This window comes from Nonomuraea roseola, assembly GCF_039535395.1.
Classification (GTDB): domain Bacteria; phylum Actinomycetota; class Actinomycetes; order Streptosporangiales; family Streptosporangiaceae; genus Nonomuraea; species Nonomuraea roseola.
Genome location: NZ_BAAAXC010000012.1, coordinates 480,846 through 503,735, shown reverse-complemented (window position 1 = coordinate 503,735; position 22,890 = coordinate 480,846). Strand labels below are relative to the sequence as shown.

The following is a 22,890-nucleotide window of genomic DNA, read 5'->3' as shown; positions in this document are numbered from 1 at the left end:
GAATGAATGCAAGGTCCTGACAACCGGGGAGGGGAATGCTGAGAACCGGGCGGGAGCGCGAGCCGGCAGTGACACGGGGCGCCTTGGGGAGGCGCGGCTCGTCATCCCGCCCCGACAGCGACGGGGACCGGCGAGGGCGGCCGGGGCAGCGGAGCATCTCCCGCTGCCCCGGCCCGACTTGGCACAGAACGGCCCGCCGATCGTGATAGTGTTTTCCACGCAAGGCCGCCGCGGAACACCTCCACAAAGGTTCCACGGAAGCTTGGCGGGACGTAGCGCAGCTTGGTAGCGCACTTGACTGGGGGTCAAGGGGTCGCAGGTTCAAATCCTGTCGTCCCGACCAGATAATCGCTGGTCGATGAGGGTGTCATCCGGAAGGATGGCACCTTTTCGCATTCCTGAGTGACTAACTGAGTGACTATCGGGTGAAGATCTCGTCCATCACCCCAGCTCCGCCGAGCAGGACCGGGCGGGTCTGCTTGCGGTAGACCACCTCGGCGACGGCCGTCCCGCTATGGCCGGCGAGCTGCGCGATCTCCTCCTTCAAGGGGACGGCAGGGTCCGAGAGCAGCGAGACGGAGCTGTGCGGCCGTTCGCGCGGGGCACCAGTCTGTGCCGATCCCCACCGCGTCTGTGATCTTCTGGAGCAGGACGGCCGTCCGCTCGTGCCGACACCGCCGAGGCCCGTTCGACAACGCAACCGATGCGTCATGAGAGGTGCTTGATGACCTTCATCGCCTTACAGAGCACGGACCTGCCCCCCAGTCAGCGATTCGACTGGTGGTGCGATCTGATCAGCCATGACGTGGCCCCCACCCGGATCACCACCGATCACACCGACGACTTCAGGGCCACCGCAGGGGCCATTGACCTGAGCGACCTGCGGATCACCACCATGTCCTTTCCCACGCTGAGATCGGAGCGCACCCCGGCGCTGATCCGCCGCTCCGACCCGGAGATGTACGAACTCACCCTCATCACGGGAGGCGAGATGTGGATCTCTCAGGCGGGCAAGGACACCAGAATGCATGCTGGGGACCTGGTCCTGTGGGAGACCTCTCACCCGTATGACGGAGGTGCCTTCGAGGGAACGTCGCGGGCGATAATCCTGCACCTGCCGAGAGCCCGTCTGCCTCTGCCCGGGAAGAAGGTCGACGAACTCCTCGCCCGGCGTATGCCCGCGCGTGCCGGTATGGCGGCGATCCTCGCCCACTACCTCAGGAACCTGGTCCGCCAGGCTTCGTCAATGGCGCTGGTGGACTTGAGGCGGCTGGGGACGCTCACCCTGGATCTGGCCATGGCCTTCATCGCGCATCGCCTGAACGCGCAGGACCGCCTCCCGCCCGAGACCCAGCAGCAGGCGCTTAGGGTACGCATCCGGGCCTTCGTCGAACACAACCTCGGCGACCCGCACCTGTCTCCCGCCGCCATAGCCGCCCACCACCACATCTCCGTGCGTTACCTGCACCTGCTCTTCCAGCGGCCGGAGACCACCCTGATGGCGTGGGTTCGGCAACGCCGGCTGGAGAGCTGCCGCGCGGACCTCGCCGACCCCCATCTGCGAGCGCACTCCATAAAGGACATCGCAGCCCGATGGGGGTTCACGCAGGCCACGGACTTCAGCCGCTCCTTTCGCCGGGCGTACGGAATGCCCCCCAAGGACTACCGCCACTCCGTGCTGGGCTCCCCGTGATCCCCGTTGGGCGCACACCGCCCGGGAGCACTCGGGCGGTGTGCGCGCAGTGTCAAGAAAGACTGCACTCACCGCTAACGACCGCGAGGCGCCGCCGTAGCAAGCTGATGGCGGCAAGATCAGCCGATGTTCCCGGGAGATACGGCAGCCTCCCGGCATGAGCCGCGTGCGTGATCGACTCGACGGCGCGCTGCGGCACGATCATGCCATGGAGCAGTCCCGTCCGACGCCGGGAACAGCGATGCATACATGCGGAATAGGCGGAGAAAAGCATCCATGTTCAGCTATGGACTCATCCTGGTTATCGCGCTCGTCTGGGTTGCTCTCGCCTGTCTACCCGTCCGAAATCGACAGGCGCGAACCGTCCTGATGGGGTTGATCCTTGGTCTGACCCTGGTTGCGATCGGCCTCTTCTTCGTCCAGTTCATGGGGGCGAGAAGTGACCGTGACATGGAAGGCTGGGGGGCGATGATCCAAGCATCTCTGCTCACGCTAGGACCCGGTGCGGTCATCGCCTTGATTCGTCTCGTCATGACGGGAGCTTCCCGCAACTGAGCGGGATTCCGGCAGTTCCGTCTGTAACCGGCTGGGAGCCAGGGGCTGGTAGTTGGTCCGGTCTCCTCGACGCCGGTCAGCCCCGCCGGCGACTGAGGCAAGAGGTAGCGGCCCGGCGTGTCTTGTGGATCAAAGGAAGCTGGGGATCAAAGGAAGCTGGGGAGCCACCGTGCTCAGTCAGGGGCAGACGTAGCCCGCTGACGGCAGACTCTTCGTGCGGGATTCGACTTGCCCAGACCTCCCCCGACCCCAGCCACGTCACCGACGCTCGAGGGCGGCGGCCTGGGCGACCTCGGCGAGCAGGCGGGTGCGCTGCGCACTGGAGATCAACCGGCCTCGCGTCACGACGGCGTGCCGGCGGATCTCCTGTTCGCGGGTGGAGGTGGCATACCAGGTCGAGTACAGGTGCTCGATGCTGCGCTGGCCCGCCCTGCTGGCGGTGGTCAGCGCGACCGCGTCGGGGCAGTGTCCCGCGAACGGGATGCGGAGGCGGCGCGACTCGTCCGCGATGGCGCGATAGGTGACGTCGGTCAGCCTGGAGTAGACCTTGACGAAGTCGGCGCCCTCCTTCTTCGCCTGGCGTACGGCCTGCCGCGCTTCGGCTTCGGTCGTGACCACGGTGAACGATCCCGGGTCCCCGACGGTCGGCGCTCCGTCGACGATCCTGCTGCCGATGATCCATCGCGGGCCGAGCATGGTCCCGCTGCCGACGCGATCCCGCCATCCGTGCAGCAGGGCGGAGCCGGACATCTCTCTGACGGTGGTGACGCCGTTGGCCAGGTAGAGCGGCGGCGCGATCCGCTCCGAGGGGATGCTGTGGACGTGCATGTCGCACAGTCCGGGGATCACGAACCTGCCGGTCAGGTCGAGCACGGTCGCGCCTTCGGGGACGGGGACGTCGGCCGTCCGCCCCACCGCGCTGATCCGGTCGCCTGTGACGAGCACGGTCATGTCGTGGCGTGGCGGGCGCCCCGTGGCGTCGATGACCGTGGCGTGGGTCAGCGCGATGGCGCGGTCATTCGTCCGCGCCGCGGCCGTGCGGGGCTGCAGGGCGGGTGCCGCGCCTGCGGCGACGGCGATGACGGCGGCTCGCAGCGCGGCCCTTCTCGTCATAGAGGGCATGAAAGGTCGTTTCGGATGGACGGCCTGCGCGAACGTGCTCACCACGCGAACCCGTGGTCGTACCTGGCTCTGGACGGGTACGTCTCGGTGACTTCCATGGTCCGAGATCGTCTCCGGCCGGGTTGGGCCGCGGCGTCCGCCTGGGGGCTCTTCCGCGGCTACGCCGGAGGTACCCGGATCCGGCCGGTCTACGACGCGGGGAGTAGCCGCCGCTAGGTCCAGACGGGCTCTCCCAGGCGCGTGGTGGCCGACAGCACCCTGCAGCCCATGCGGCGAGCGGTGTCGAACAGCGTGAGCCTGGCCCGCTGCTCGTCCTCGGGCGGGAAGGCGGCCAGGATCTGGTGGTCGAAGTCCGACGCGTAGGTCAGCCGCCACCCGAGGTCCGTGGCGGCGAGGTGGTCCTGCCTGTCGCCGTCCTCGTCCTCGTAGCCGCCTCTGTGCTCCGTGGGCGCGAGCGCCTCGCGCAGGATCCGCAGCCGCTCGTCGTACGGCAGCGAGCTCTCCGACAAGGTCAGGGTGACGTGCTCGCGCACGCGGAACGGCTCGAACCACAGCCCCGCCTGCCTGAACTCGTCGGACAGGATCCGCGTGGAGACCCGCCCGCTCAACCAGCCGTGGAGGAACCGCGCCGCGCCTGCGTCGTGCTCGTGGTAGGCGACGGCGCGCGGATTCCAGACCACGACGCGCCAGCCGTCGGGCTCTCCCTCGGTCAGCCAGCACAGCGCGTCGCCGTTGTCGGTGCCGGCCCATTCCAGCAGCCCGCCGGGCTCGGGATAGAACGGGTAGGGACATTCGGCGGGATACTTCTCGCGGTAGGGCCCCTCTCTGCCGAGCAGCCCCTGAGCGCGCTCGATCAGCAGGCCGTGGGCGCCGAACGGCGTCAGCGGCGTGATGTGATCGACGAACTGGCCGAGCCCGTATAGCCCGATGAGCGCCTTGAAGTCGGCGGGCAGGGCGAGCCCGAGAGCCGCTTCGACCTCATCCCAGTCGCCTCGCGCGTCGACCGGTTCGGTGGGCGGCGGCACGAGAGCGACCAGGTCGTCGATCGTCGTCATGGGCCGCGAGTCTACCGAGGTCGCACGCGCCGAGCTCGACGCGGTCGACGCCGCGGTGTTGGACGTGGCGCGCGGCCGGTCGACGCGCACCGCCACCGTCCTGCTGCTGCTGGAGCGCGGGGCGGACCCGGCCGACCGCGCCTTCGACGAGGGCCCCACCCCGCTGGACTGCGCGCTGTGGGGGTCGCGCAACAACCGCGCCGACGACGGCGACCACCTGGGGACCGTCCGGGCGCTGGTGGCCGCGGGAGCGCCGACGCGCCTCGGGCCGCCCACGGGGGACGAGGCGATCGACGCCCTGTTGCGCACCATTGCCTAGGCTCTCCCCTGTGATGGGACAGGGCGGGCAGATCCGCAGCGAACGTGTGACCTTTACCGGATCAGCCGGTATCCCTCTGGCGGGCAGGCTGGAGCTGCCCGAAGGCCCGCCCAGAGCGGTCGCGCTGTTCGCGCACTGCTTCACCTGCGGGAAGGACGTGCGCGCCGCCTCCCGCATCGCCAGCGAACTGGCCGGGCTCGGCATCGCCGTGCTCCGCTTCGACTTCACCGGGCTCGGCCAGTCCGGCGGCGACTTCGGCAACACGGACTTCACCTCCACCATCGAGGACCTCGTCAGTGCCGCCGACCACCTGCGGGCCACCATCGCGCCGCCTGCCCTGCTCATCGGGCACTCGCTGGGCGGGGCGGCGGTCCTGGCCGCGGCGGAGAGGATCCCGGAGTCGCGGGCGGTGGTGACCATCGGCGCGCCCGCCGATCCCTCCCATGTGGCGGGGCTGTTCCCCGACGCGCCCCTGGAGATCGAGGCCACAGGGGCGGCGGAGGTGAGCCTGGAGGGCAGGAGGTTCCACGTCAGCCGCGCCTTCCTTGACGACATCGCCGCCCAGCCGCAGCGGGAGCGCATCGCGCGCCTGCGCAGGGCGCTGCTCGTCATGCACGCGCCCACGGACGCGATCGTGGGCGTCGACCACGCCCGGACGATCTTCGAGGCCGCCCGCCATCCCAAATCGTTCGTCTCGCTCGACGGCGCCGACCATCTCCTGAGCGCCGACGCCGACTCGGCCTACGCGGCCACCGTGATCGCCGCCTGGGCGAGCCGCTACGTGGACGCGCCCGCCGCGCCGCCGTCCGAGCAGCGGGACGGGGTCGTGGAGGTCAGGGAGGTCGGCCGCTACACCCAGGAGATCACCGCGGGCCGCCACCGGTTCACCGCGGACGAGCCGCTCTCGGTGGGCGGGGCCGACGCCGGGCCCACGCCGTACGACCTGCTGCTCGCCGCGCTGGGCGGGTGCACGTCCATGACCATCCGCATGTACGCCGACCGCAAGCGGCTGCCGCTGCAGGGGGTGACGGTACGGCTGCGCCATAAGCGGATCCACGCCAAGGACTGCGCCGACTGCGAGACCGAGGCAGGAACGCTGGACAAGATCGAGCGGGAGATCCTGCTGGAAGGCCCGCTGGACGAGGAGCAGCGCCGCAGGCTCCTCGAGATCGCCGACAAGTGCCCCGTGCATCGCACGCTCAAGTCGGAGGTGGTCATCGAGACGGTGGAAACGCCTGGCCATTCCTAGAGTTTGCTTCAGGCGTGGGTCACCGCCAGCGGCCGGGCCGCCTTCTACTCCTACGTGATCAGCCACAGGCCCGCGCTGGGGTTCGAGGACGAGGGCCCCTACGCGATCGCCGTGGTGGAGCTGGAGGAGGGGGTGCGGATGATGACGAACATCGTGGGCGTCGAGTGCTCGGCTCCAGGCTGGTGGCCTACCCCTTCCACCTGCTGGAGTGCTGCCTGGTCACCGACGGGGGGCGGCGAGCTGGTGGTCACCTCCCACGAGCGCGCCCGCGCGCTGGGCACCCGCAGGCCGCTGGTGCACCTGCTGGGCGCGGGCGAGGTTCCCCTGTCCGCACCCGTGACGACCACCACGCGGTCCCGCACGATCCCGGTCATCGGCCCGCCTCCTCACGAGCGGCGTCGAGGACCCTCTGGGCGTCGCGTTCGAAGAAGCCGCGCGCCGCGAGGCAGAGCAGCCCGCCCAGCACCATCGGCACGACCAGGACGTACATCGCGGTCACCAGCGAGCCGCTGCTGTCGGAGGAGATGCCCACCACCAGCGGCCCGAACGCCGCGCCCGCCGCGATGAAGAGCTGGAGCACGGCGAAGGCGAGCCCTCGAGAGTCGGCGCCGACCACGTCGGCCAGCGAGGCGGTCATGTTGGGGATGGCCATCGCCGACAGCAGCGAGGAGGCAAGCAGCAGGAGCACGAGCATGGTCAGCGAGTCCATGGAGATGGCCGCGGCCTGCGTCAGCGAGCCCAGCGTGATGCCGGTCCCGCCGACCAGCAGCCTGCCGCCCTTGCGGGTGGCGTGCATGCGCCTGCCGAGCCAGGCCCCGATGAGCGTGCCGCCCACGACGCCCGCCACGCTGATCAGGCCGGCCAGCGACGCCGCGGCGCCGGGGCTGACGCCGTAGCCCCTGACCATCAGGCTCGGCATCCAGAACGCGATGCCCGCCAGGCCGAGGGTGAGCACCATCAGCCCGACGCAGACCATGGTGAGGGTGGGGATCTTCAGGACGTCACGGAACTGCCTGCCGAAGCGCAGGCGGCCGGTCAGCCTGGCGGCGACGCCCTCCACCTCCTCGGGGCGCGGACCGACCGCATCGGGCACGGGCTGCGGCTGGGCGGAGTCGCGGGCGATCACCCGGTCCAGGAAGCCGCGCGAGGGCTCCCTGAGCCACCAGACCAGCAGCGCCGTCAGCACCCCGGGGATCGCCATGATCATGAAGGTGGCGCGCCAGCCCATCGCCTGGCCCAGCACGCCGCCGAGCGCGGTGCCGAGGCCACCGAGATAGGTGGTGATGCGCACCAGGCCGTAGGCCTTGGCGCGGGTGAGCGGAGGGTAGTAGTCGGCCAGCAGGCTGCCCGAGGCGGGGTTGTCGATGTTCTCGGCGGCCGCGAGGAAGACCCGCATGGCGAAGAACATCGCGAACCCTACGGCCAGGCCGGAGCCGAGCGTGGCCAGCCCCCAGCAGAACACGACGATGGCGATGATGCGGGTACGGCTGTAGCGGTCGGCCAGATAGCCGGCGGGCAGCGCGACGGCGGCCGCCGCGATGGCGGCGGCGGTCGGGATGGCCCCCGCGGCGGTGTCGCTGATCCCCCACTCCCGCTGGAGCAGCGGCAGGACGCCGGACAGCAGGCTGTGCTCGACCCTGTCGACCAGGCCGACCAGGAACAGGACCACCAGGGGCGCCCACCCGTAGGGGGCCGGATCGTTCGCGCTGATCCCACGGGCGGGCGGCGCTCCCATGCGCCGACGCTTCTCCGCAACGACCTCGGCCATCGCACTCTCCTCCGCTGCGCCATCGGACAAAGCTAGAAGCAAGTTCTAAAATGCGGTTCTAGCCGAGAGTGACGTAAATTACAACGCCTCACTTCCAGGGAGGCAGGCTTGCGCGCCTACTTCCTCAGAAGTCCCGCGACGCGGGTGCGGACGTCGGCGGTGTCCAGGCCGCGGATGGTGAGGGTGGTGCGGCGCCGTACGACGTCGTCGACGGTGGCGGCCCACTCGTGCTCGCGGGCGTAGACCGCCTGGGCCCAGATGTCGGGGCCGTCCGGGTGGATGCGCTCGCCCAGGCTCGGGTCCTCGCGGATGAGCCTGGCCACGTCGAAGGCGATCGAGCCGTAGTGGGCGGCCAGGTGGCGGGCCACCAGCGGGTCCATCCTCGCGCCCGGCTCCCGCTCGGTGAACAGGCGCATGGCCACCGCGTCGGGGCTGGCCAGGCCGGGCAGCGGCATGGCGGGCAGGATGGCGGCGAGGTCGTCGCCGAGGGGACGGCCGGGCAGATGGGCCAGGATGTCGAGGACGAGCCTGCCGATGTGGCGGTAGGTGGTCCACTTGCCGCCCGCCACCGACAGCATGCCGCGCCTGCCGCGGGTGACGACGGTCTCCCGCTTGGCGGCGGCCACCCGGCCAGGCCCGCCGGGCAGCACCCGCAGCCCGGCGAAGGCGTAGGTGATGTCCTCCCGCCGCAGCTGTGAGTCCTGTACGGCGTGCCCCGCCTCGGAGAGGATCTGCGCGATGTCGGCGTCGGTGGCCCGCACGCCGGCGGGGTCGCCCTCGTACTCCTCGTCGGTGGTGCCCAGCAGCAGGTGGTCCTCCCACGGGATGGCGAACGAGACCCGGTACTTGTCGATCGGCGTGGTCAGCGCCGCCTTCCACGGCTCGTGGCGGCGCATGACCAGGTGGGCGCCCTTGGACAGCCGGATGCTCGGCGCGGCCGCCGGGTCCTCCATCCTGCGCAGGTGGTCCACCCACGGCCCTGTCGCGTTCAGCACCAGGTGGGCGTCGACGCCGAACTCGCCGCCGTCGAGGCGGTCGCGCAGTTCGGCGCCCGAGACGGTGCCGCGGGCCGTACGCAGGCCGATCACCTCGGCGTGGTTGAGCACGTCCGCGCCCGCCTCGACGGCCGCCCGCACGGTCATGACCGCGACGCGGCTGTCGTTCATCTGGTGGTCGCCGTAGACGGCGGCGGCGCGCAGCCCCTCCGCGCGCAGCGCGGGAACCCTGGCGAGGGCCTGCTGCGGGGTGACGACCCTGCCGAGGCCGTCGCCGAAGGCCGACAGCGCCGAGTAGAGGAACACCCCCGCGCCCAGCTTGGCCGCCCCGTGCGGGCCGCCCCTGTAGATCGGGACCACGAAGCTGAGCGGCGTGACCAGGTGCGGAGCCACGTCGGCGGCCAGCGCCCTGCGCTCGCGATGGTTCTCGGCGACGAGTTTGAGGTTGCCGGTCTGCAGGTAACGAAGTCCGCCGTGGACCAGCTTGGAGGAGGCGCTGGAGGTGGCGCCGGCGAAGTCGCCCGCGTCCACCATCGCCACCCGCAGCCCCGCCTGGGCGGCCATCCAGGTCACGGAGGTGCCCAGGATGCCGCCGCCGATGACGAGCAGGTCATAGGTGGTCCTGGACAGTTCCGCGCGGGTCTCGGCTCTGGTGCCGCGCGTGGCGATGGTCATGGACGTGTCTCCTTCAGGGAACGCGGGGCAGGCGGAGGGCCGGTCACTGCTCGACCCAGTCGAGCGTGCGGGCCACGGCCTTCTTCCAGTAGTGGTAGTCGCGCTCCCGCGAGTCGCCGCCTGCCGCGGGGCGCCATTCGGCGGCCCTGTGCCAGTTGGCGCGCAGGCTGTCGAGGTCGGGCCAGTAACCCGTGGCCAGACCTGCCGCGTAGGCGGCGCCCAGCGCCGTCGTCTCGGCGACCACCGGGCGGATCACCGGCACCGCCAGCACGTCGGCCAGGGTCTGCATGAGCAGGTTGTCGGCGGTCATGCCGCCGTCGACCCGCAGGGAGGTCAGCGCGAGGCCCGCGTCGGCGTCCATCGCGTCGACCACCTCCCTGGTCTGGAAGGCGGTCGCCTCCAGCACCGCCCGCGCGATGTGCCCCTTGGTCACGAACGCCGTCAGCCCGGCGATCACGCCGCGGGCGTCCGAGCGCCAGTGCGGGGCGAACAGGCCGGAGAAGGCGGGCACGAAGTAGCAGCCGCCGTTGTCGTCCACGGTCTTGGCCAGGGTCTCGATCTCGGCGGCGCTGGAGATCAGGCCGAGGTTGTCGCGCAGCCACTGCACCAGTGACCCTGTCACCGCGATCGCGCCCTCCAGCGCGTACGTGGCGGGCGCGTCGCCGATCTGGTAGCCGACCGTGGTGAGCAGCCCGTGCTTGGAGGTGACCGGCTCGTGGCCGGTGTTCATCAGCAGGAAGCTGCCCGAGCCGTACGTGCTCTTGGTCTCACCCGGCGCGAAGCAGGTCTGGCCGAACAGCGCGGCCTGCTGGTCGCCGAGGGCGGAGGCCACGGGGATGCCCCTGTAGTGGCCGTAGACCTCCACCGAGGGACGGATCTCCGGCAGCATCGCCCGCGGCACGTCCAGCGCGGTCAGGAGGTCGTCGTCCCAGGCCAGCGTGTGGATGTTCATCATGAGCGTACGGCTGGCGTTGGTCACGTCCGTGACGTGCCTGCCCGTGAGCTTCCAGATCAGCCAGCTGTCGACGGTGCCGAACAGGACCTCGCCGCGCTCGGCCCGCCCGCGCAGCCCTGGCGTCTCCTCCAGCAGCCAGCGCAGCTTGGGGCCCGAGAAGTAGGTGGTCAGCGGCAGCCCCGCCCGTTCGCGGAACAGCTCTTCCGAGCCTGCGAGCGAGCGGATCAGCCCGTCGGTCCTGGTGTCCTGCCAGACGATCGCGGGGCTCACCGGCTCGCCGGTGAGCCGGTCCCAGACGACGGTGGTCTCACGCTGGTTGGTGATGCCGAGTGCGGCGATGTCGAGCCCGCCCACCGCGTCGTCCAGTACGGCCCGCACCGCCTCCCAGATCTCGGCGGCGTCGTGCTCCACCCAGCCGGGGCGGGGGAAGATCTGCCGATGCTCGCGCTGGGCGACGGAGATGATGTTGCCGCCCTGGTCGAACACGATGCATCGGCTGGACGTGGTGCCCTGGTCGATGGCTGCGACATAGTGCTGTCGAGGCACGGGGTTCCTCGCATGTCTCTCAAAGTGTTCGACAATGCCGAACGCTGAAGGGAATGTTATTCGGTCGTCGGCTGGTGTCAACAGGGGTGGCGCGCCTCATCGCGCCAGGTCCCTGCTGATGGCCCTGGCGGCGTCGCGGACGTAGGAGACGAAGTCCATGTCCAGCCGCCCGTCGGCCGCGAGGCGCTCGACAGCCCCCCTGATGCCGATCGCGCCCACGGCCACGCCCCTGCCGTCCTTGATCGGGGCGGCGACGGATACCTCGCCCTCCTCGAGCTCCTCCATGTCGGCGGCCCATCCCCTGGCTCTGGCCAGGTCGAGCTCCTGGTCGAGCCCCTCCCTTGTGACGATCGTCTTCTTGGTGCAGGGAGCCAGCGGGAGGGGGGCCTCGCCGTAGGGGTCGAAGGCGAGCAGGACCTTGCCCAGCGCCGTCGCGTGGGCCGGCAGGTGGGCGCCGACCTGCAGGACCTGCATGCTGTCGTCGGGCCTGAAGACGTGATGGATCACCAGGACCTGGCCCTCGTGGAAGGTGCCGATCCAGACGCTCTCCCTGCTGCGGCCGGCCAGGCCGTCGGCCCAGTTCAGCGAGCGGGCGCGCAGCTCGTTGACGTCCAGGTAGCTGCTGCCCAGGTGCAGCAGCGTGGCGCCGAGCCGGTACTTGCCCGTCACGCCGTCCTGCTCCACGAAGCCCACGTGGACCAGCGTGCGCAGGATGCCGTGCAGCGTTCCCTTGGGCAGGCCCATGGCCCTGGCCAGCTCGGCCACGCCCAGCTGCCGCGAGCCCGAGGCGAGCAGCCTCAGGATCGCCGCGGCCCTCTCGACAGATTGAATCGTCTCTCCCACTCGAGCAACGATAGCCGTGTTCGGGATTGCCGAACACCGGGGGAAATCGTACGCTCCGGGCATGACGGAACTCCTCTTCACCGGCACCCGGGGCACGATCACCACCCGGGTCTGGCCACACGAGCGGCCGCGCTACCTGGTGGTGCTGGTCCACGGCTACGGCGAGCACATCGGCCGCTACGAGCACGTGGCCGACGTCCTGGTACGGCACGGCGCCGCGGTCTACGGCCCCGACCACCTCGGTCACGGCAGGTCGGACGGCGAGCGCGTCCTGATCGAGGACTTCGAGGACGTCGTCACCGACGTCCGCACGGTGGAGGAGCACGCCAGGGCCGAGCACCCAGGAGTGCCCGTCGTGGTCATCGGCCACTCCATGGGCGGCCTGATCGCCACCCGCCACGCCCAGCGCTACGGCAACGGGCTGGCCGCCCTGGTCCTGTCGGGGCCGGTGATCGGCGAATGGGAGGTGATCCCCGCGCTGCTCGCGCTGGAGGAGATCCCGGACATCCCCATCGACCCCGCCACGCTGTCGCGCGACCTCTCCGTGGGGGCGGCGTACGCCGAGGACCCGCTGGTCTGGCACGGCCCGTTCAAGCGGCCGACGCTGGAGGCGTTCTCCAGGGCCTTCGAGACGATCGCCAAGGGCGGTGACCTCGGGCGGCTGCCGACCCTGTGGATCCACGGCGCCGACGACCAACTCGTGCCGCTGTCGTCCAGCCGTACGGGCATCGAGACGATCAGGGGCGAGAACCTCACCGAGGTGATCTATCAGGAGGCGCGGCACGAGGTCTTCAACGAGACCAACAAGGACGAGGTGCTGGGCGAGGTCACGGCGTTCATCGACCGCGTCCTGGGGTGAGCCTCGCCTCCGGCCCGCCCTCCGCGACAGACGGCGCGCGGCCGTCCGGCCGGCTTGAGGGGTGGGTCGTGAAGAACCCTTACGCGGGCTCCGTCAGGCTGAAGAGGTGGCCGTAAGGAATCCTTAAGCGGGCCCTGCCAGGCTGAAGGCATGACAACGGCGGGGCCCTACGGATCCGCTCCACCCACAGCGTGAGGACAACAAGATGGCGAGCAGGCTGGTGGTCTCGACCTTCGTGTCGTTGGACGGCGTCATGCAGGGCCCCGGCGGGCCGGGCGAGGACGACTCCAACGGCTTCCCGCACGGCGGATGGCTGCCCCCGCACGTGGACGAGGGGTTCGGCCGCATCATGGGCGAGCAGTTCGAGCGCGCGGACGGCCTGCTGCTGGGCCGCAGGTCGTATGACATCCTCGCCTCCCACTGGCCCCACGTGCCCGACGAGGAGGGTGGCGCCAAGATCAACAGCATGGCGAAGTACGTCGTGACCAGGAAGCCGATGAACGCCGAGTGGCGCAACACGCAGGTCCTGGTGGGCGAGGCCGCCCAGACGGTCGCCGAGCTCAAGCGGAGCACCGACGGCGAGATCCTCGTCCAGGGCAGCGGCGACCTCATCCGCTCGCTGCAGGAGGCCGAGCTGGTCGACGAGTACCGCCTGCTGGTCTTCCCCGTCGTCCTCGGCCAGGGCAAGCGGCTGTTCGCCGAGGGGGCCACCCCTGCGGGGCTGAAGCTCACCGGGGCGACCGCCACCGACGCCGGCGTCGCGTACCTCACCTACGAGTGGGCGGGCAAGCCCGTCTACGGCTCCGTCGTCTAGCGCCCGCAGCGGCTGCTCCAACTATTAAAGATAGTGGAGCGGCGCGCCCGGGCATGGACGACCCGGGCGCGAGCCCTCCCGTTCAGAGCCGGCCGAGGATCTTCTCCATCTGCGCGATCTCGGCCTGCTGGGCGCTTTCGATCACCCTGGCCAGCTCCTTCGCGCCCGGATCGGCGCCCTGCGCCCGCTCGGTGCGGGCCATCTCGATCGCGCCCCTGTGGTGGGCGATCATCAGCTCGGCGAACCGCCGGTCGAAGGCCGCGCCCTTGGCCGCCTCGAGCTGCTTCATGTCCTGCTCGGACATGATGCCGGGCATGTCGTGGTGCATCCCGCCGGTGGGCACGGACGTGCCCCATGCGGTGAGCCAGCCCTTCATGGTCTGGATCTCCGGGTCCTGAGCGGCCTTGATCTTGGCGGCGAGCTCCTTGATCTCGGCGTCGGCCGCGCGCGGGCCGGCCAGCTCGGCCATCTCCACGGCCTGCTCGTGGTGCGGGATCATCATCTGCGCGAACGTCACGTCCGCGGCGTTGAAGGACGGCGTCCCTGCCGGAGTGGTGGCGGGAGCGGCGGAGCCGGACATCTGGCCGTGCCCCGCCATCGTCCCGCCGTCGCCGCCACAGGCGGTGAGCAGGGTGAGCGCCCCTGCGCCTGCCACGACGCCGAGGGAAAGCCTGCGGATGATCGTTGGGTTGCTGTGCATGACTGTGACTCTCTCGATGGGTTGACCTGCCGATTCACGATGCGGAACGGCTCTGGAGCCACCCGCGGACGGGATCGGCCTACAGGCGCAGCACCGAGAGACGCGCCAGCCGGACGGCCGTGGGCTCGGGCGGCGGCCTGGCGACTCCACGCACCGGCCAGGCCCGCCGGGCCGCGGCCCTGGCCGTCCGCCGCGCCCGGGCCCGCCGCGTGAAGAGGAGGAGGATCAGCAGCGAGGTGAGGACGGCCACGCAGACGGACGTGGGATCGAGACCGGGCATCGGAGCGCCCATGGGAGCCGCCCCCGCCTCTCCCCCCTCGGGCCCCGCCGGCCCATGCCCCATGACGTGCGTGGCGGCGGTCCGGTGGCCCAGGTGACCGAGGGTGTGCATGCCGCAGACGCCCACGGCGAGCAGGACGAGCAGGATCCAGCGCGACACCCGCGGCGCGGCACGCGATCCCCTCATCACTCCCCCTACGACGGCCACCTACTCACTATGCACTCTAGTAGATCAGGCCAGGAGTTCGGCCGGCGCGCGGGCAAGCGGCCGGCCCTACCCTTCGGTGTGGCCGGAAGAGGCTGGACCGGGTCGAAGAATGCTTCGGTGGGTCTGGGGTCGAAGAGAGCTTCGGTCGCTCCGGAGTCGAAGGGATCTGCGGTGGGTCGGAGGAAGCTTCCGTGGATCGGGAGGAGGAGACGCGGAAGACCGGGTTCCCGGCGAGTCGCTGGAGACAGCCGACGCGCTCGTGCCGGGCGCCTGCGTGCGTGATCTGAGCCGACTTGGTTCCTTGCGGGTCCGCGCAGCAGAATGAAGGCATGCGACCTTGGGTGAAGATCGTCTGCGCGGTCCTGATCGTGGCGATGGCCGGTTCAGCGCTGGTGTCGGCGGCGAACCTCCTCATGGGCGCCTTCTAGGCGGCCCGCCTCGCGGGCACCCTCTGGCTGACCGCCTCGCGGGCGCCTTCTGGGCGACCCGCCTCGTGGGCGCCTCCTGGGCGACCCCGCCTCGTGGGCGACCCGCTCCGGCGGACCGGCGGCGCGGCCTAGACGCTCCTGTGGACGGTCTTGCGCGACTCGTACCAGCTGTCGCCGACGGGCTCTCCCGCCAGGTTCCAGCTCCACGAGACGGTCGGGGTGATGCGGATGAAGATGCCGGGCCCGACCATTCCGACCCGTTCGAACGGCTGCTCGGCATGGCCGTAGATCCTGATGCCCCGCGCGACGAAGGGGTCGAGGGAGACCAGGTCGTCGATGACCAGGGCGACCTGGTGGCCGCCCGCCTCGACGTTGCGGAACTTGCGGGTCGCGACGACGGTCGGACCTCCGCCGATCCAGAAATGGGCGCCGTCGAACTCGAACGCGGTCGGGACCACGTCGGGCTGCCCGTCGGCGGAACAGGTCGCCAGGCGCGCGAGCGGCTGGGACCGCAGGTAGGCGATCTCCTCGTCGGTGAACGACATGAGGCCTCTCCTCGGGATCGTGCCGCCACCCGCCGCTGCGGGCGCGGCTGATTCGTACAAGAGCCGCAGGGGTCATGGTGCGTACGTTCGGCTGCATGACTGACAGGGATGACATGAGGGCCGGCGCCTCCGAGTCTGGCAGATCCGGGTTCGGGAAGCCCGGCATGACAGGCCGTATGAGGATCGGCGTGGGCCTGCCCGCTGCGGTGCCCGGCACCGACATGACCACGCTGGGCCAGTGGGCGGCCGACAGCGAACGCGCCGGTTTCGGCGCCGTCGGCGTGATCGACAGGCTCGTTACGACAATCTCGAACCGCTGACGGCGCTGGCCGCCGCCGCTGCCCGTACCTCGCGGGTCGAGCTGGTCACCACGGTGCTCAACGTCGGCTGGCGCAACAACCCGGTTCTGCTGGCCAAGCAGCTGGCCTCGGTGGAGCGGATCTCGGGTGGACGTCTCACCGCGGGACTCGGGCTCGGCGGGTGGCCGGAGGACTTCGCCGCCGGGCAGGTCTCGCAGCAGGGCGGGGCGGCGCTGTGGGCTTCGACGCTGGAGACGACGGCGCAGGTGTGGGTGGGCAAGCTGAGCGGCCGGGGCGGTCCGATGCCCGAGCTTCCCGAAGGACGGCCCGCGCTCCTGTTCGGCGGGCTGGTGCCGGCGGCCTTCACCCGGGCGGCCACGCATGGTGAGGGCTGGGTGGCCCCGCTGTTCGGGCTCTCCGTGCTCCAGGAGGGGGCGGCCGCCGTACGCGGTGTCTGGGAGCGGGCCGGACGGCCTGGGCGTCCGCGTGTCATGACCGGGCGGTACTTCGGCCTCGGTCACGGCACGGACCCGTCGCCGACGAGTACCTCCGCCACTACTACGGGGACGCCTTCTTCTCCGTGGTCCGCGCCGACACGCTGACCACCACCGACCACCTGCGGGCCGAGCTGACGGCCCTGCGGGCCGCGGGCGTCACCGACGTGGTGCTCCATCCCACCTCGTCAGGGCTCGAGCAGGTCGGACTGCTGGCCGACGCTCTCCGCGCGGCGGGCTTCCCCCTGACCGGCGGGTGAGGGCTCAGCCGCTGCGGCGCTGCCTCAGCAGCTCCATCGCCCTGGCGACCCTGCGGCTGCGGGTCTCGGCCTGCTTCGCCCCCTCGACCGAGAGCACGAACCAGCGGCGCCTGCTGTAGGAGAGCGTGTCCCAGAACGCCTTGGCCTCGGTGTCGGCCTCCAGCTCCCCGGCGAGGTCGGCGGGAACGTCGACGGTGCGCTCCTCGAGGTCCAGCTCGACCTGGACGTCGAGGACGTCGCCCGCGGCGACGCCCGCCGCCTCGCGCCGTTCCGCGCTGACGCCCAGCCAGTAGTCCCCGCCCATCCTGGCGATCGAGGAACGGAAGACGAACCCGTTGAGCGTGACGGTGACCTTGGGACGGCCACCGCCGCCCAGTCCCTTGACGAGCTCCTCCGGCACCTGAAGGCCGGTCGCGGTCTTGCCTGTTCCGATGAGTTCGGCGGTGAAGTTCACGATGTGCTCCTCAGGGTCGGTGCCCCGAGCCTCTCACCGACAAATAAATTTGTCAACGACCTTTCAGGAAGCGGCGTCGAGGCTCGAGGTGGCGGCGTGCTGGACGGCCGTGGCGCGGGTCAGGAAGTCGAGGATCAGCTCCAGCTGCTCGTCGCTGTAACCGAGGTAGAGCTCGGTCAGCCCCGCCACCAGCCCGTCGAACAGCTCTCCGAATCCGGCGAGCCTCTCGTGGTCCACCTCCACGATGACCTTCCGCCGGTCGCGGGCGTCGCGCGTGCGGCGCACCAGCTCCTTGGCCTCCAGCCGGTCGATCAGCCCGCTCACGGAGGCCGGAGCCAGTCCCGTGTGCTCGCACAGCTCCCCCGCGGTCAGCGGCCCGTGCCGCTGGAGCAGGTCGAGCGCCTTCTCCTCCGTCATACCGAGGCCCATGCGCGCCCCCACGGCGGTGTGGAACATGACGGCCGCGTTGCTGTTCTCCCGCCCTGCCAGGAAGAGCGATTCGAGAAGTTTCTTTCGGCTCTCCGAAATATCCGTTGACACGCCCTACCCCCTTCCACATATATTTCGTTCGGACGAACTAAATAATGCGGAGAGGATATCACGATGAAGGCTCTGATCATCGGCTGCGGCATCGGCGGTCCCGCGACGGCGATGGCGCTCCAGCAGGTGGGCATCGACGCGGAGATCTTCGAGGCCTACGACCAGACCGCCGACAACGTCGGCTCGTTCCTGAACGTCGCCTCCAACGGCCTGGACGCCCTGCGCACCCTCGACGCCCACAAGGCGGTGATGGCGGCGGGGATCCCCACGCCTCGCATGGTCATGTGGAGCGGCACGGGCAGACGGCTCGGCGAGGTCGCCAACGGTCTGGCCCTGGACGACGGCACCGTCAGCCACACGATCCAGCGCTCCGACCTCTACCGGGTCGTGCGCGACGAGGCCCTCGGGCGGGGGATACCGATCACGTACGGCAGGCGCCTGGTCTCCTACGAGGAAAGCGAGAGGGGCGTCACCGCCCGCTTCGAGAACGGCGCCGAGGCCACCGGCGACATCATCGTCGCCACCGACGGCCTGCACTCGCGCACCCGTACCCTCCTCGACCAGGCCGCGCCCGCGCCCCGCTACAGCGGCCTGTACAGCCTCGGCGGCATCGTCGAGGACGCCGGCGTCACCGGCGAGCCGGGCGTCTACAACATGGTCTTCGGCAGGAAGGCGTTCTTCGGCTACACCGTGGCCGCCTCGGGCCAGACCTGGTGGTTCGCCAACCTGCCGCGCCGGCTCGGCGACGAGCCCGCCGACTGGCAGGCCGCGCTCGCCGAGGCGCTCGCGGGCGATGACGACCGCTTCGCCGACCTCGTCCGCCGTGGCAGCGTGGATCCCGGCCTGCCGATCCACGACCTGCCCCCCGTGCCGACCTGGCACCGAGGAAGGGTGCTGCTCACCGGCGACGCCGCGCACGCCACCTCACCCAGCTCGGGCCAGGGCGCCTCGATGGCGATCGAGGACGCGATAGTGCTGGCGGCCTGCCTGCGCGAGGAGCCGGGCCACACCGCGGCCTTCGAGAGCTACGAGCGCCGGCGGCGCGCCCGCGTCGAGCGGGTGGTGGCCTGGTCGAGGAAGATCAGCGACCGCAAGGCGGCGGGACCCGTCGCCAGGGTCCTCAGGGACCTGATGCTCCCCGTCTTCCTCAGGAGGTCGGCGGGCGACGAGTCCCTCGCGTGGATGTACCGCCACCACATCGACCTGTGAGAATGGACCGCACAGCGAGCGTGGAGGGCGTGGTGGGTCGAAGGCCGACGATCGACAGAGCCGAGCTGGCGCGGCTGGTCGAGGCGGGGATGAGCGTGCAGGCGCTGGCCGCGCACTTCGGCGTCAGCGAGTCGGGGGTCCTGCAGGCCAAGCGGGCCGCCGGCCTGGCCAAGCCGCAGATGGACCACGGCGCGGCGCTGCCGTGGACTCTCAGCCGCGCGCACGCCCAGTCGGGGCCCGCGACGAACCTGCGCAATCTCTCCGTCGCCGCGCAGGGCGGGCGGGTGGCTCCCGAGCGGCTCAACACCGCCGTACGGTGGGCGCGCAGGCTGGCCGAACAGGGCCTCGACGTGACCTACGACCCCGCGAGCGGTTTCACGGAGATCCCTGCCTCCCCATCGGGCTCACACGTCGCCCGGATGCTGGAAAGCGCCCTGAAGGCCGTGGAACCAGGCTGATCGCGGCGTTTCGACACCTGTCTGCGGGGCAGTCGCATGGCCAATCACGGTCCATCACGACAGACCCGGAGGCGTCTGATGACCACGGAAACTCTGATCTGGGTGGCCGTCGTCGTGGTGGTGGTGGCAGCCATCGCCGCGATCGGCTACGTCGTCTTGCAACAGCAACGCCGGGCTCGCCTCCGCGACCGATTCGGCCCAGAGTACGAGCGCATGGTCTCCGAACACGAGAGCAGGCGCGAGGCCGAACAGGAGATGCTGGCCCGCGAGCAGCGCTTCGCCGAGCTCGACATCCGTCCGCTCGACTCCGACGCCAGGGACAACTACGCCAAGCGCTGGCTCGAAGTGCAGGAGCGCTTCGTCGACGCGCCGGGTTTCGCGGTGACGGAGGCCGACCAGCTGGTGACCTCGGTCATGAGCGACCGCGGCTATCCGACCAATGACTTCGAGGAGAAGGTCTCCACCCTGTCGGTGGGCCACAGCGCCACGCTCGACCGCTACCGGCAGGCCCACGAGATCAGTGGGCGCGCCGCCAGGAAGGAGGCCTCCACCGAGGAGCTCCGCCAGGCGATGGTGCACTACCGCGCGCTGTTCGAAGAGTTGCTGCAGAACGATGCCCCCCACCACACCCGTCACGAACCCGGAGGACGGTGACGATATGGATGAGCGCCGGCACATAGAGGATGAGCTCCAGGTGCCACAACAGCGCGTCGACGATAGACGGGACGACCCCGACGCCGTGGACGACCCGACCGATCGTGACTTCCAGGCGACGGCCGACACCAGGTCCGAGCACGGCCAGACCTGGGAGGGCCAGACCAGGGACGACCGGATCCAGGACGACCGGCTGAGGGACGACCCCGCCCGGAACGACCTGACCCAGAACGACATGGCCAGGGACGACCTGAGCAGGGACGATCTGAGCAGGGACGATCTGAGCAGGGACGATCTGAGCAGGGACGACGTGGCCAGGAACGACCTGACCCAGGACGACCAGACGCCGGACCCTCGCTACAGGGACCCCTACGACAGGACGGGTGACGTCCTGGTCGCGGGGACCACCGACGCCGGCACTCAGCCCATGGCGGGGCCTGGGGCGGGATCCACGACAGGGTCCGCCGCGGATGCCACCATCGAGCCCGCCACCCCGTTCACGACCGAGCCGGCCGGGACGGCGGAGCCGGCCGGGACGGCGGAGCCGGCCGGGGATCAGCCCGAAGGGCAGGCCGCGCCCGACCGCTCGGGGCACCTGCTCGACCAGGACCCCGACCAGGTCCGCACCCGCTGGCGCGAACTGCAGGCCTCGTTCGTCGACGACCCTCGAGAGTCGGTCGAGCGAGCCGACCTGCTGGTGGAGGAGCTGGTCTCCACCCTGACCGCCCGCACGACGGAGATGCGCGACAGATGGAAGAACGCGGGTGAGGGCGAGACCGAGCAGCTGCGCCTGGCCCTGCGCGACTACCGCGAGATGCTCGAACGGCTGCTCACGCTCGGTTCGGGAGAGAGGTGATCTGACATGCTCGCCATCGTGGCCGCGATCATTTTCGGGCTGGGCTTCCTGCTCGATCTGCTCAACACGAGGATCGCGGGGATCAGCGGTATGGCCTTCGCGCTGCTCGGCCTGTGCCTGCTCGCCCTTCATCAGGCGGGAATCGGCACTGCCAGTGTCAGCAGCTACAGAGGAGGCGGCTGGCGCCGTACGCGCCGCTAGCACGTGAACGAGGAAGGGGCGCCCCCCGGAGCGGGGGGCGCCCCTTCTCGCGTGATGGACGCGGCCGGCCTGCTGTACGCCTGCTCGGCTTGGCTCTCTCTGCCGAGGTCCGGTGAGACGCCTGCGCGGACCTCCCCCATGGGTGACGCCGTTGTCCTCGTGCCCGCGGGTCACTCACGCCGTAACAGGTCGCGAGAACGGCGAGGCGGGAGCGGGGCCCAGGACGGCGCACCCGAGAGCGGGTACCAAGACGGGGTAGCCCGGAGCGGATTCCCACCGGCGTAGCCGGGAGCAGGTCCCAAGATGGGGTAGCCCCGAGCGGATACCAGACGGCGTAGCCGGGAGCAGCTCCCAAGACGCCGTAGCGGGGAAGGGCCTCAGGCAGCGTAGCCGGGAGCGGATCCCAGGACGGGGTGGCCGGGAGCGGGTCCCAGGCGGTGTAGCCAAGAGCGGTTCAGAGGGGCAGGGGCGCCGTCATCGAAGGCGTCTGCGCGCGAACCTCATCGTCACCGTGCTGCCTTCGTGGCCGGTGCGGAAGGTGATGCCGTTGGTCAGCTTGCGCGCCACCCACAGCCCCATGCCGTGGGTGGCGTACGGGGTGGGCGCCGCGCTGCCCGGGCGCCCCACCACGTTCCATCGTCCCTCGTCGTGGATCTCCACGACGAGGTCGCCCTGCTCGTTCCACACGCGCAGGCGGGCCTTGCCCGAGGTTCCGTGGGTCACCGCGTTGGTGGCCACCTCGTTGACAGCGATCAGCAGATCGCCGACGCTCTCCTCGGTCAGGCCCGCGTCACGCGCGTGGATCGCGGCGAAGTGACGGACCTCAGGAAGATCGGGGAGGCGGAAGGCCAGTTCCTTGACCGGAGGCCCTGCGTCCTCGTTCACCTGCGAAACCGCCTAGCGTTCTGAGATCAGTTCGGTCCTGAGCTGGTCGAGGACCTTGCGAAGGATACGGGAGACGTGCATCTGCGAGATGCCGAACTCGGCGGCGATCTCGGCCTGCGTCATGTTGCCGAAGAAACGCAGCAACAGGATGTTCTTCTCCCTCGTGGGCAGGGCGTCGATGAGGGGCTTGACGGCCTGCTGGTCGACCAGGTTGTTGAGCGTGTCGTCGTCCTCGGGGATGACGTCTCCGAGTGAGGCGGCGTCGTCGTCGGCGCCGAGCGGCGCGTCGAGCGAGAGCGTGCTGTAGGCGGCGGACGCGTCGAGCGTGAGCAGCACGTCCTCCTCCGATATGTTCATCTTCGCCGCCAGCTCGGCCACGGTCGGCGAGCGGCCGAGGTCCTGGCTGAGGTCGGAGACCAGGCGGTTGAGCTCGGAGCGACGCTCCTGGTAGAGCCTCGGCACCCTGATCGCCCAGGTGCGGTCCCTGAAGTGCCGCTTGACCTCGCCGGTCATCGTGACGACGGCGTAGCCCCTGAAGGCGTGACCGAGGCTGGCGTCGAAGCCGTTGATGGCCTTCATGAGCCCGACGTAGGCGGCCTGGAGCAGGTCCTCCATCGGCTCGCCTCGGTAGCGGTAGCGCCTTGCGATCTCGGTGGCCAGCGGCCTGTGCATCTCGACCACGCGCTCGCGCAGTCGTTCCTTGACGGAGTCAGGAGTCTGTTCGCTGACCATCTCGGCCAGAAGCTCTTCGGCGGTCATCTCTTCGAGGGCGAGTTGCTGAACAGCCATCGCTGGGTGCTCCTATATATGTCGCCGGCCGCCCCTGCACAGCGAAAAAGCCCAGGCAGAGGCGCGCCTCTATCGAGGTCGCTCAGAAGCCCTCTGCTGGACTTCGCTTCTATTTTTCCCACATTAGGGTGGAGTATTCAACCCCTGTCTTCTGACAGTAAGGTTGCTCTGCCGGGGTTGGAT

General features: G+C 70.2%; 29 protein-coding genes, 1 tRNA gene and 1 pseudogene. 16 read left to right on the top strand and 15 right to left on the bottom strand.

Annotated elements, in window-relative coordinates:
- Positions 1 to 266 precede the first annotated feature (266 nt).
- Positions 267 to 343 (top strand) — tRNA-Pro (locus tag ABFX55_RS14510).
- Between the two features lie 75 nt (positions 344 to 418).
- Here the strand turns inward: ABFX55_RS14510 and ABFX55_RS14505 are convergent.
- A complete protein-coding gene (locus ABFX55_RS14505) occupies positions 419 to 547 on the bottom strand; it encodes a hypothetical protein (RefSeq protein WP_346121245.1) in 129 nt (42 codons plus the stop codon).
- Between the two features lie 177 nt (positions 548 to 724).
- On the opposite strand from ABFX55_RS14505, the gene ABFX55_RS14500 reads away from it, so the two are divergent.
- Positions 725 to 1,693, top strand: coding sequence for an AraC-like ligand-binding domain-containing protein (locus tag ABFX55_RS14500; protein ID WP_346121243.1), 969 nt, complete (start codon positions 725 to 727; stop codon positions 1,691 to 1,693).
- Positions 1,694 to 1,969: 276 nt separating this feature from the next.
- Entirely contained in the window at positions 1,970 to 2,248 is a 279-nt protein-coding gene (locus ABFX55_RS14495; protein WP_346121241.1) for a hypothetical protein, read from the top strand.
- Between the two features lie 258 nt (positions 2,249 to 2,506).
- On the opposite strand, the gene ABFX55_RS14490 is transcribed toward ABFX55_RS14495, so the two are convergent.
- Both ABFX55_RS14490 and ABFX55_RS14485 read right to left on the bottom strand, forming a co-directional pair.
- Complete coding sequence (locus ABFX55_RS14490) at positions 2,507 to 3,361, bottom strand: amidohydrolase family protein (protein ID WP_346121239.1); 855 nt, start codon at positions 3,359 to 3,361, stop codon at positions 2,507 to 2,509.
- Between the two features lie 221 nt (positions 3,362 to 3,582).
- Positions 3,583 to 4,425: an SMI1/KNR4 family protein gene (locus ABFX55_RS14485; RefSeq protein ID WP_346121237.1), complete on the bottom strand. Its 843-nt coding sequence runs from the start codon at positions 4,423 to 4,425 to the stop codon at positions 3,583 to 3,585.
- Between ABFX55_RS14485 and ABFX55_RS14480 the strand changes: the two genes are divergently transcribed.
- The 3 genes and pseudogenes from ABFX55_RS14480 to ABFX55_RS14470 form a co-directional block, all read left to right on the top strand.
- Positions 4,424 to 4,744 (top strand): hypothetical protein, encoded by a 321-nt coding sequence (locus ABFX55_RS14480; RefSeq protein WP_346121235.1) that lies wholly within the window; start codon positions 4,424 to 4,426, stop codon positions 4,742 to 4,744. The genes ABFX55_RS14485 and ABFX55_RS14480 overlap by 2 nt on opposite strands.
- A gap of 13 nt (positions 4,745 to 4,757) precedes the next feature.
- Positions 4,758 to 5,993: a bifunctional alpha/beta hydrolase/OsmC family protein gene (locus ABFX55_RS14475; RefSeq protein ID WP_346121997.1), complete on the top strand. Its 1,236-nt coding sequence runs from the start codon at positions 4,758 to 4,760 to the stop codon at positions 5,991 to 5,993.
- A gap of 54 nt (positions 5,994 to 6,047) precedes the next feature.
- A pseudogene (locus ABFX55_RS14470) lies at positions 6,048 to 6,098 on the top strand (hypothetical protein); the annotation flags it as partial.
- Here ABFX55_RS14470 and ABFX55_RS14465 read toward each other — a convergent pair.
- From ABFX55_RS14465 to ABFX55_RS14445, 5 genes are all read right to left on the bottom strand, one after another.
- Positions 6,092 to 6,367 (bottom strand): hypothetical protein, encoded by a 276-nt coding sequence (locus tag ABFX55_RS14465; protein ID WP_346122023.1) that lies wholly within the window; start codon positions 6,365 to 6,367, stop codon positions 6,092 to 6,094. The pseudogene ABFX55_RS14470 and the gene ABFX55_RS14465 overlap by 7 nt on opposite strands.
- On the bottom strand, positions 6,364 to 7,761 hold the full coding sequence (locus ABFX55_RS14460; protein WP_346121233.1) for an MFS transporter: 1,398 nt from the start codon (positions 7,759 to 7,761) through the stop codon (positions 6,364 to 6,366). Before ABFX55_RS14460 ends, ABFX55_RS14465 begins: the two co-directional genes overlap by 4 nt.
- 116 nt (positions 7,762 to 7,877) lie before the next feature.
- Positions 7,878 to 9,431 carry a glycerol-3-phosphate dehydrogenase/oxidase gene (locus tag ABFX55_RS14455; RefSeq protein WP_346121231.1) on the bottom strand — a complete coding sequence of 518 codons (1,554 nt, stop codon included), beginning with the start codon at positions 9,429 to 9,431 and terminating at the stop codon, positions 7,878 to 7,880.
- A gap of 43 nt (positions 9,432 to 9,474) precedes the next feature.
- Positions 9,475 to 10,932, bottom strand: coding sequence for a glycerol kinase GlpK (gene glpK, locus ABFX55_RS14450; RefSeq protein ID WP_346121229.1), 1,458 nt, complete (start codon positions 10,930 to 10,932; stop codon positions 9,475 to 9,477).
- Positions 10,933 to 11,028: 96 nt separating this feature from the next.
- Positions 11,029 to 11,775: an IclR family transcriptional regulator gene (locus ABFX55_RS14445; RefSeq protein WP_346121227.1), complete on the bottom strand. Its 747-nt coding sequence runs from the start codon at positions 11,773 to 11,775 to the stop codon at positions 11,029 to 11,031.
- Positions 11,776 to 11,836: 61 nt separating this feature from the next.
- Here ABFX55_RS14445 and ABFX55_RS14440 point away from each other — a divergent pair, with 61 nt between their 5' ends.
- Positions 11,837 to 12,634 carry an alpha/beta hydrolase gene (locus ABFX55_RS14440; RefSeq protein ID WP_346121225.1) on the top strand — a complete coding sequence of 266 codons (798 nt, stop codon included), beginning with the start codon at positions 11,837 to 11,839 and terminating at the stop codon, positions 12,632 to 12,634.
- Positions 12,635 to 12,839: 205 nt separating this feature from the next.
- Entirely contained in the window at positions 12,840 to 13,448 is a 609-nt protein-coding gene (locus ABFX55_RS14435; RefSeq protein WP_346121223.1) for a dihydrofolate reductase family protein, read from the top strand.
- Positions 13,449 to 13,530: 82 nt separating this feature from the next.
- Here the strand turns inward: ABFX55_RS14435 and ABFX55_RS14430 are convergent, their stop codons facing one another.
- From ABFX55_RS14430 to ABFX55_RS14420, 3 genes are all read right to left on the bottom strand, one after another.
- Positions 13,531 to 14,148 carry a DUF305 domain-containing protein gene (locus ABFX55_RS14430; RefSeq protein ID WP_346121221.1) on the bottom strand — a complete coding sequence of 206 codons (618 nt, stop codon included), beginning with the start codon at positions 14,146 to 14,148 and terminating at the stop codon, positions 13,531 to 13,533.
- A 79-nt stretch (positions 14,149 to 14,227) separates the two neighbouring features.
- Complete coding sequence (locus tag ABFX55_RS14425; RefSeq protein ID WP_346121219.1) at positions 14,228 to 14,614, bottom strand: hypothetical protein; 387 nt, start codon at positions 14,612 to 14,614, stop codon at positions 14,228 to 14,230.
- A gap of 577 nt (positions 14,615 to 15,191) precedes the next feature.
- Positions 15,192 to 15,608 (bottom strand): PPOX class F420-dependent oxidoreductase, encoded by a 417-nt coding sequence (locus tag ABFX55_RS14420; protein ID WP_346121217.1) that lies wholly within the window; start codon positions 15,606 to 15,608, stop codon positions 15,192 to 15,194.
- Between the two features lie 176 nt (positions 15,609 to 15,784).
- Here ABFX55_RS14420 and ABFX55_RS14415 point away from each other — a divergent pair, with 176 nt between their 5' ends.
- Genes ABFX55_RS14415 through ABFX55_RS14405 form a run of 3 tightly spaced genes read left to right on the top strand, consistent with a single transcriptional unit; the run spans position 15,785 to position 16,661 of the window.
- On the top strand, positions 15,785 to 15,928 hold the full coding sequence (locus ABFX55_RS14415) for a hypothetical protein (RefSeq protein WP_346122021.1): 144 nt from the start codon (positions 15,785 to 15,787) through the stop codon (positions 15,926 to 15,928).
- The gene (locus ABFX55_RS14410) at positions 15,925 to 16,509 is read left to right on the top strand and encodes an LLM class flavin-dependent oxidoreductase (protein WP_346121995.1); all 585 of its coding nucleotides are present in this window, start codon (positions 15,925 to 15,927) and stop codon (positions 16,507 to 16,509) included. The genes ABFX55_RS14415 and ABFX55_RS14410 overlap by 4 nt, the downstream gene beginning before the upstream one ends.
- On the top strand, positions 16,488 to 16,661 hold the full coding sequence (locus ABFX55_RS14405; protein WP_346121215.1) for a hypothetical protein: 174 nt from the start codon (positions 16,488 to 16,490) through the stop codon (positions 16,659 to 16,661). The genes ABFX55_RS14410 and ABFX55_RS14405 overlap by 22 nt, the downstream gene beginning before the upstream one ends.
- A gap of 4 nt (positions 16,662 to 16,665) precedes the next feature.
- Here the strand turns inward: ABFX55_RS14405 and ABFX55_RS14400 are convergent, their stop codons facing one another.
- Together ABFX55_RS14400 and ABFX55_RS14395 are read right to left on the bottom strand one after the other, a co-directional pair.
- Positions 16,666 to 17,115 carry a YdeI/OmpD-associated family protein gene (locus tag ABFX55_RS14400; RefSeq protein WP_346121213.1) on the bottom strand — a complete coding sequence of 150 codons (450 nt, stop codon included), beginning with the start codon at positions 17,113 to 17,115 and terminating at the stop codon, positions 16,666 to 16,668.
- A gap of 63 nt (positions 17,116 to 17,178) precedes the next feature.
- Entirely contained in the window at positions 17,179 to 17,655 is a 477-nt protein-coding gene (locus ABFX55_RS14395) for a MarR family winged helix-turn-helix transcriptional regulator (protein ID WP_346121211.1), read from the bottom strand.
- A gap of 63 nt (positions 17,656 to 17,718) precedes the next feature.
- On the opposite strand from ABFX55_RS14395, the gene ABFX55_RS14390 reads away from it, so the two are divergent.
- The 5 genes from ABFX55_RS14390 (at position 17,719) to ABFX55_RS14370 (ending at position 21,033) form a co-directional block, all read left to right on the top strand.
- Complete coding sequence (locus ABFX55_RS14390) at positions 17,719 to 18,864, top strand: FAD-dependent oxidoreductase (protein ID WP_346121209.1); 1,146 nt, start codon at positions 17,719 to 17,721, stop codon at positions 18,862 to 18,864.
- Between the two features lie 2 nt (positions 18,865 to 18,866).
- On the top strand, positions 18,867 to 19,322 hold the full coding sequence (locus tag ABFX55_RS14385; protein ID WP_346121208.1) for a helix-turn-helix domain-containing protein: 456 nt from the start codon (positions 18,867 to 18,869) through the stop codon (positions 19,320 to 19,322).
- Between the two features lie 78 nt (positions 19,323 to 19,400).
- Complete coding sequence (locus ABFX55_RS14380) at positions 19,401 to 19,976, top strand: hypothetical protein (protein WP_346121206.1); 576 nt, start codon at positions 19,401 to 19,403, stop codon at positions 19,974 to 19,976.
- 40 nt (positions 19,977 to 20,016) lie between these two features.
- Positions 20,017 to 20,832 carry a hypothetical protein gene (locus tag ABFX55_RS14375; protein ID WP_346121204.1) on the top strand — a complete coding sequence of 272 codons (816 nt, stop codon included), beginning with the start codon at positions 20,017 to 20,019 and terminating at the stop codon, positions 20,830 to 20,832.
- Between the two features lie 6 nt (positions 20,833 to 20,838).
- Positions 20,839 to 21,033 (top strand): hypothetical protein, encoded by a 195-nt coding sequence (locus tag ABFX55_RS14370; RefSeq protein WP_183659447.1) that lies wholly within the window; start codon positions 20,839 to 20,841, stop codon positions 21,031 to 21,033.
- Positions 21,034 to 21,507: 474 nt separating this feature from the next.
- On the opposite strand, the gene ABFX55_RS14365 is transcribed toward ABFX55_RS14370, so the two are convergent.
- Both ABFX55_RS14365 and ABFX55_RS14360 read right to left on the bottom strand, forming a co-directional pair.
- Positions 21,508 to 21,918 carry an ATP-binding protein gene (locus tag ABFX55_RS14365; protein ID WP_346121202.1) on the bottom strand — a complete coding sequence of 137 codons (411 nt, stop codon included), beginning with the start codon at positions 21,916 to 21,918 and terminating at the stop codon, positions 21,508 to 21,510.
- Between the two features lie 12 nt (positions 21,919 to 21,930).
- Positions 21,931 to 22,707, bottom strand: coding sequence for a SigB/SigF/SigG family RNA polymerase sigma factor (locus tag ABFX55_RS14360; RefSeq protein ID WP_183659443.1), 777 nt, complete (start codon positions 22,705 to 22,707; stop codon positions 21,931 to 21,933).
- Positions 22,708 to 22,890 lie beyond the last annotated feature (183 nt).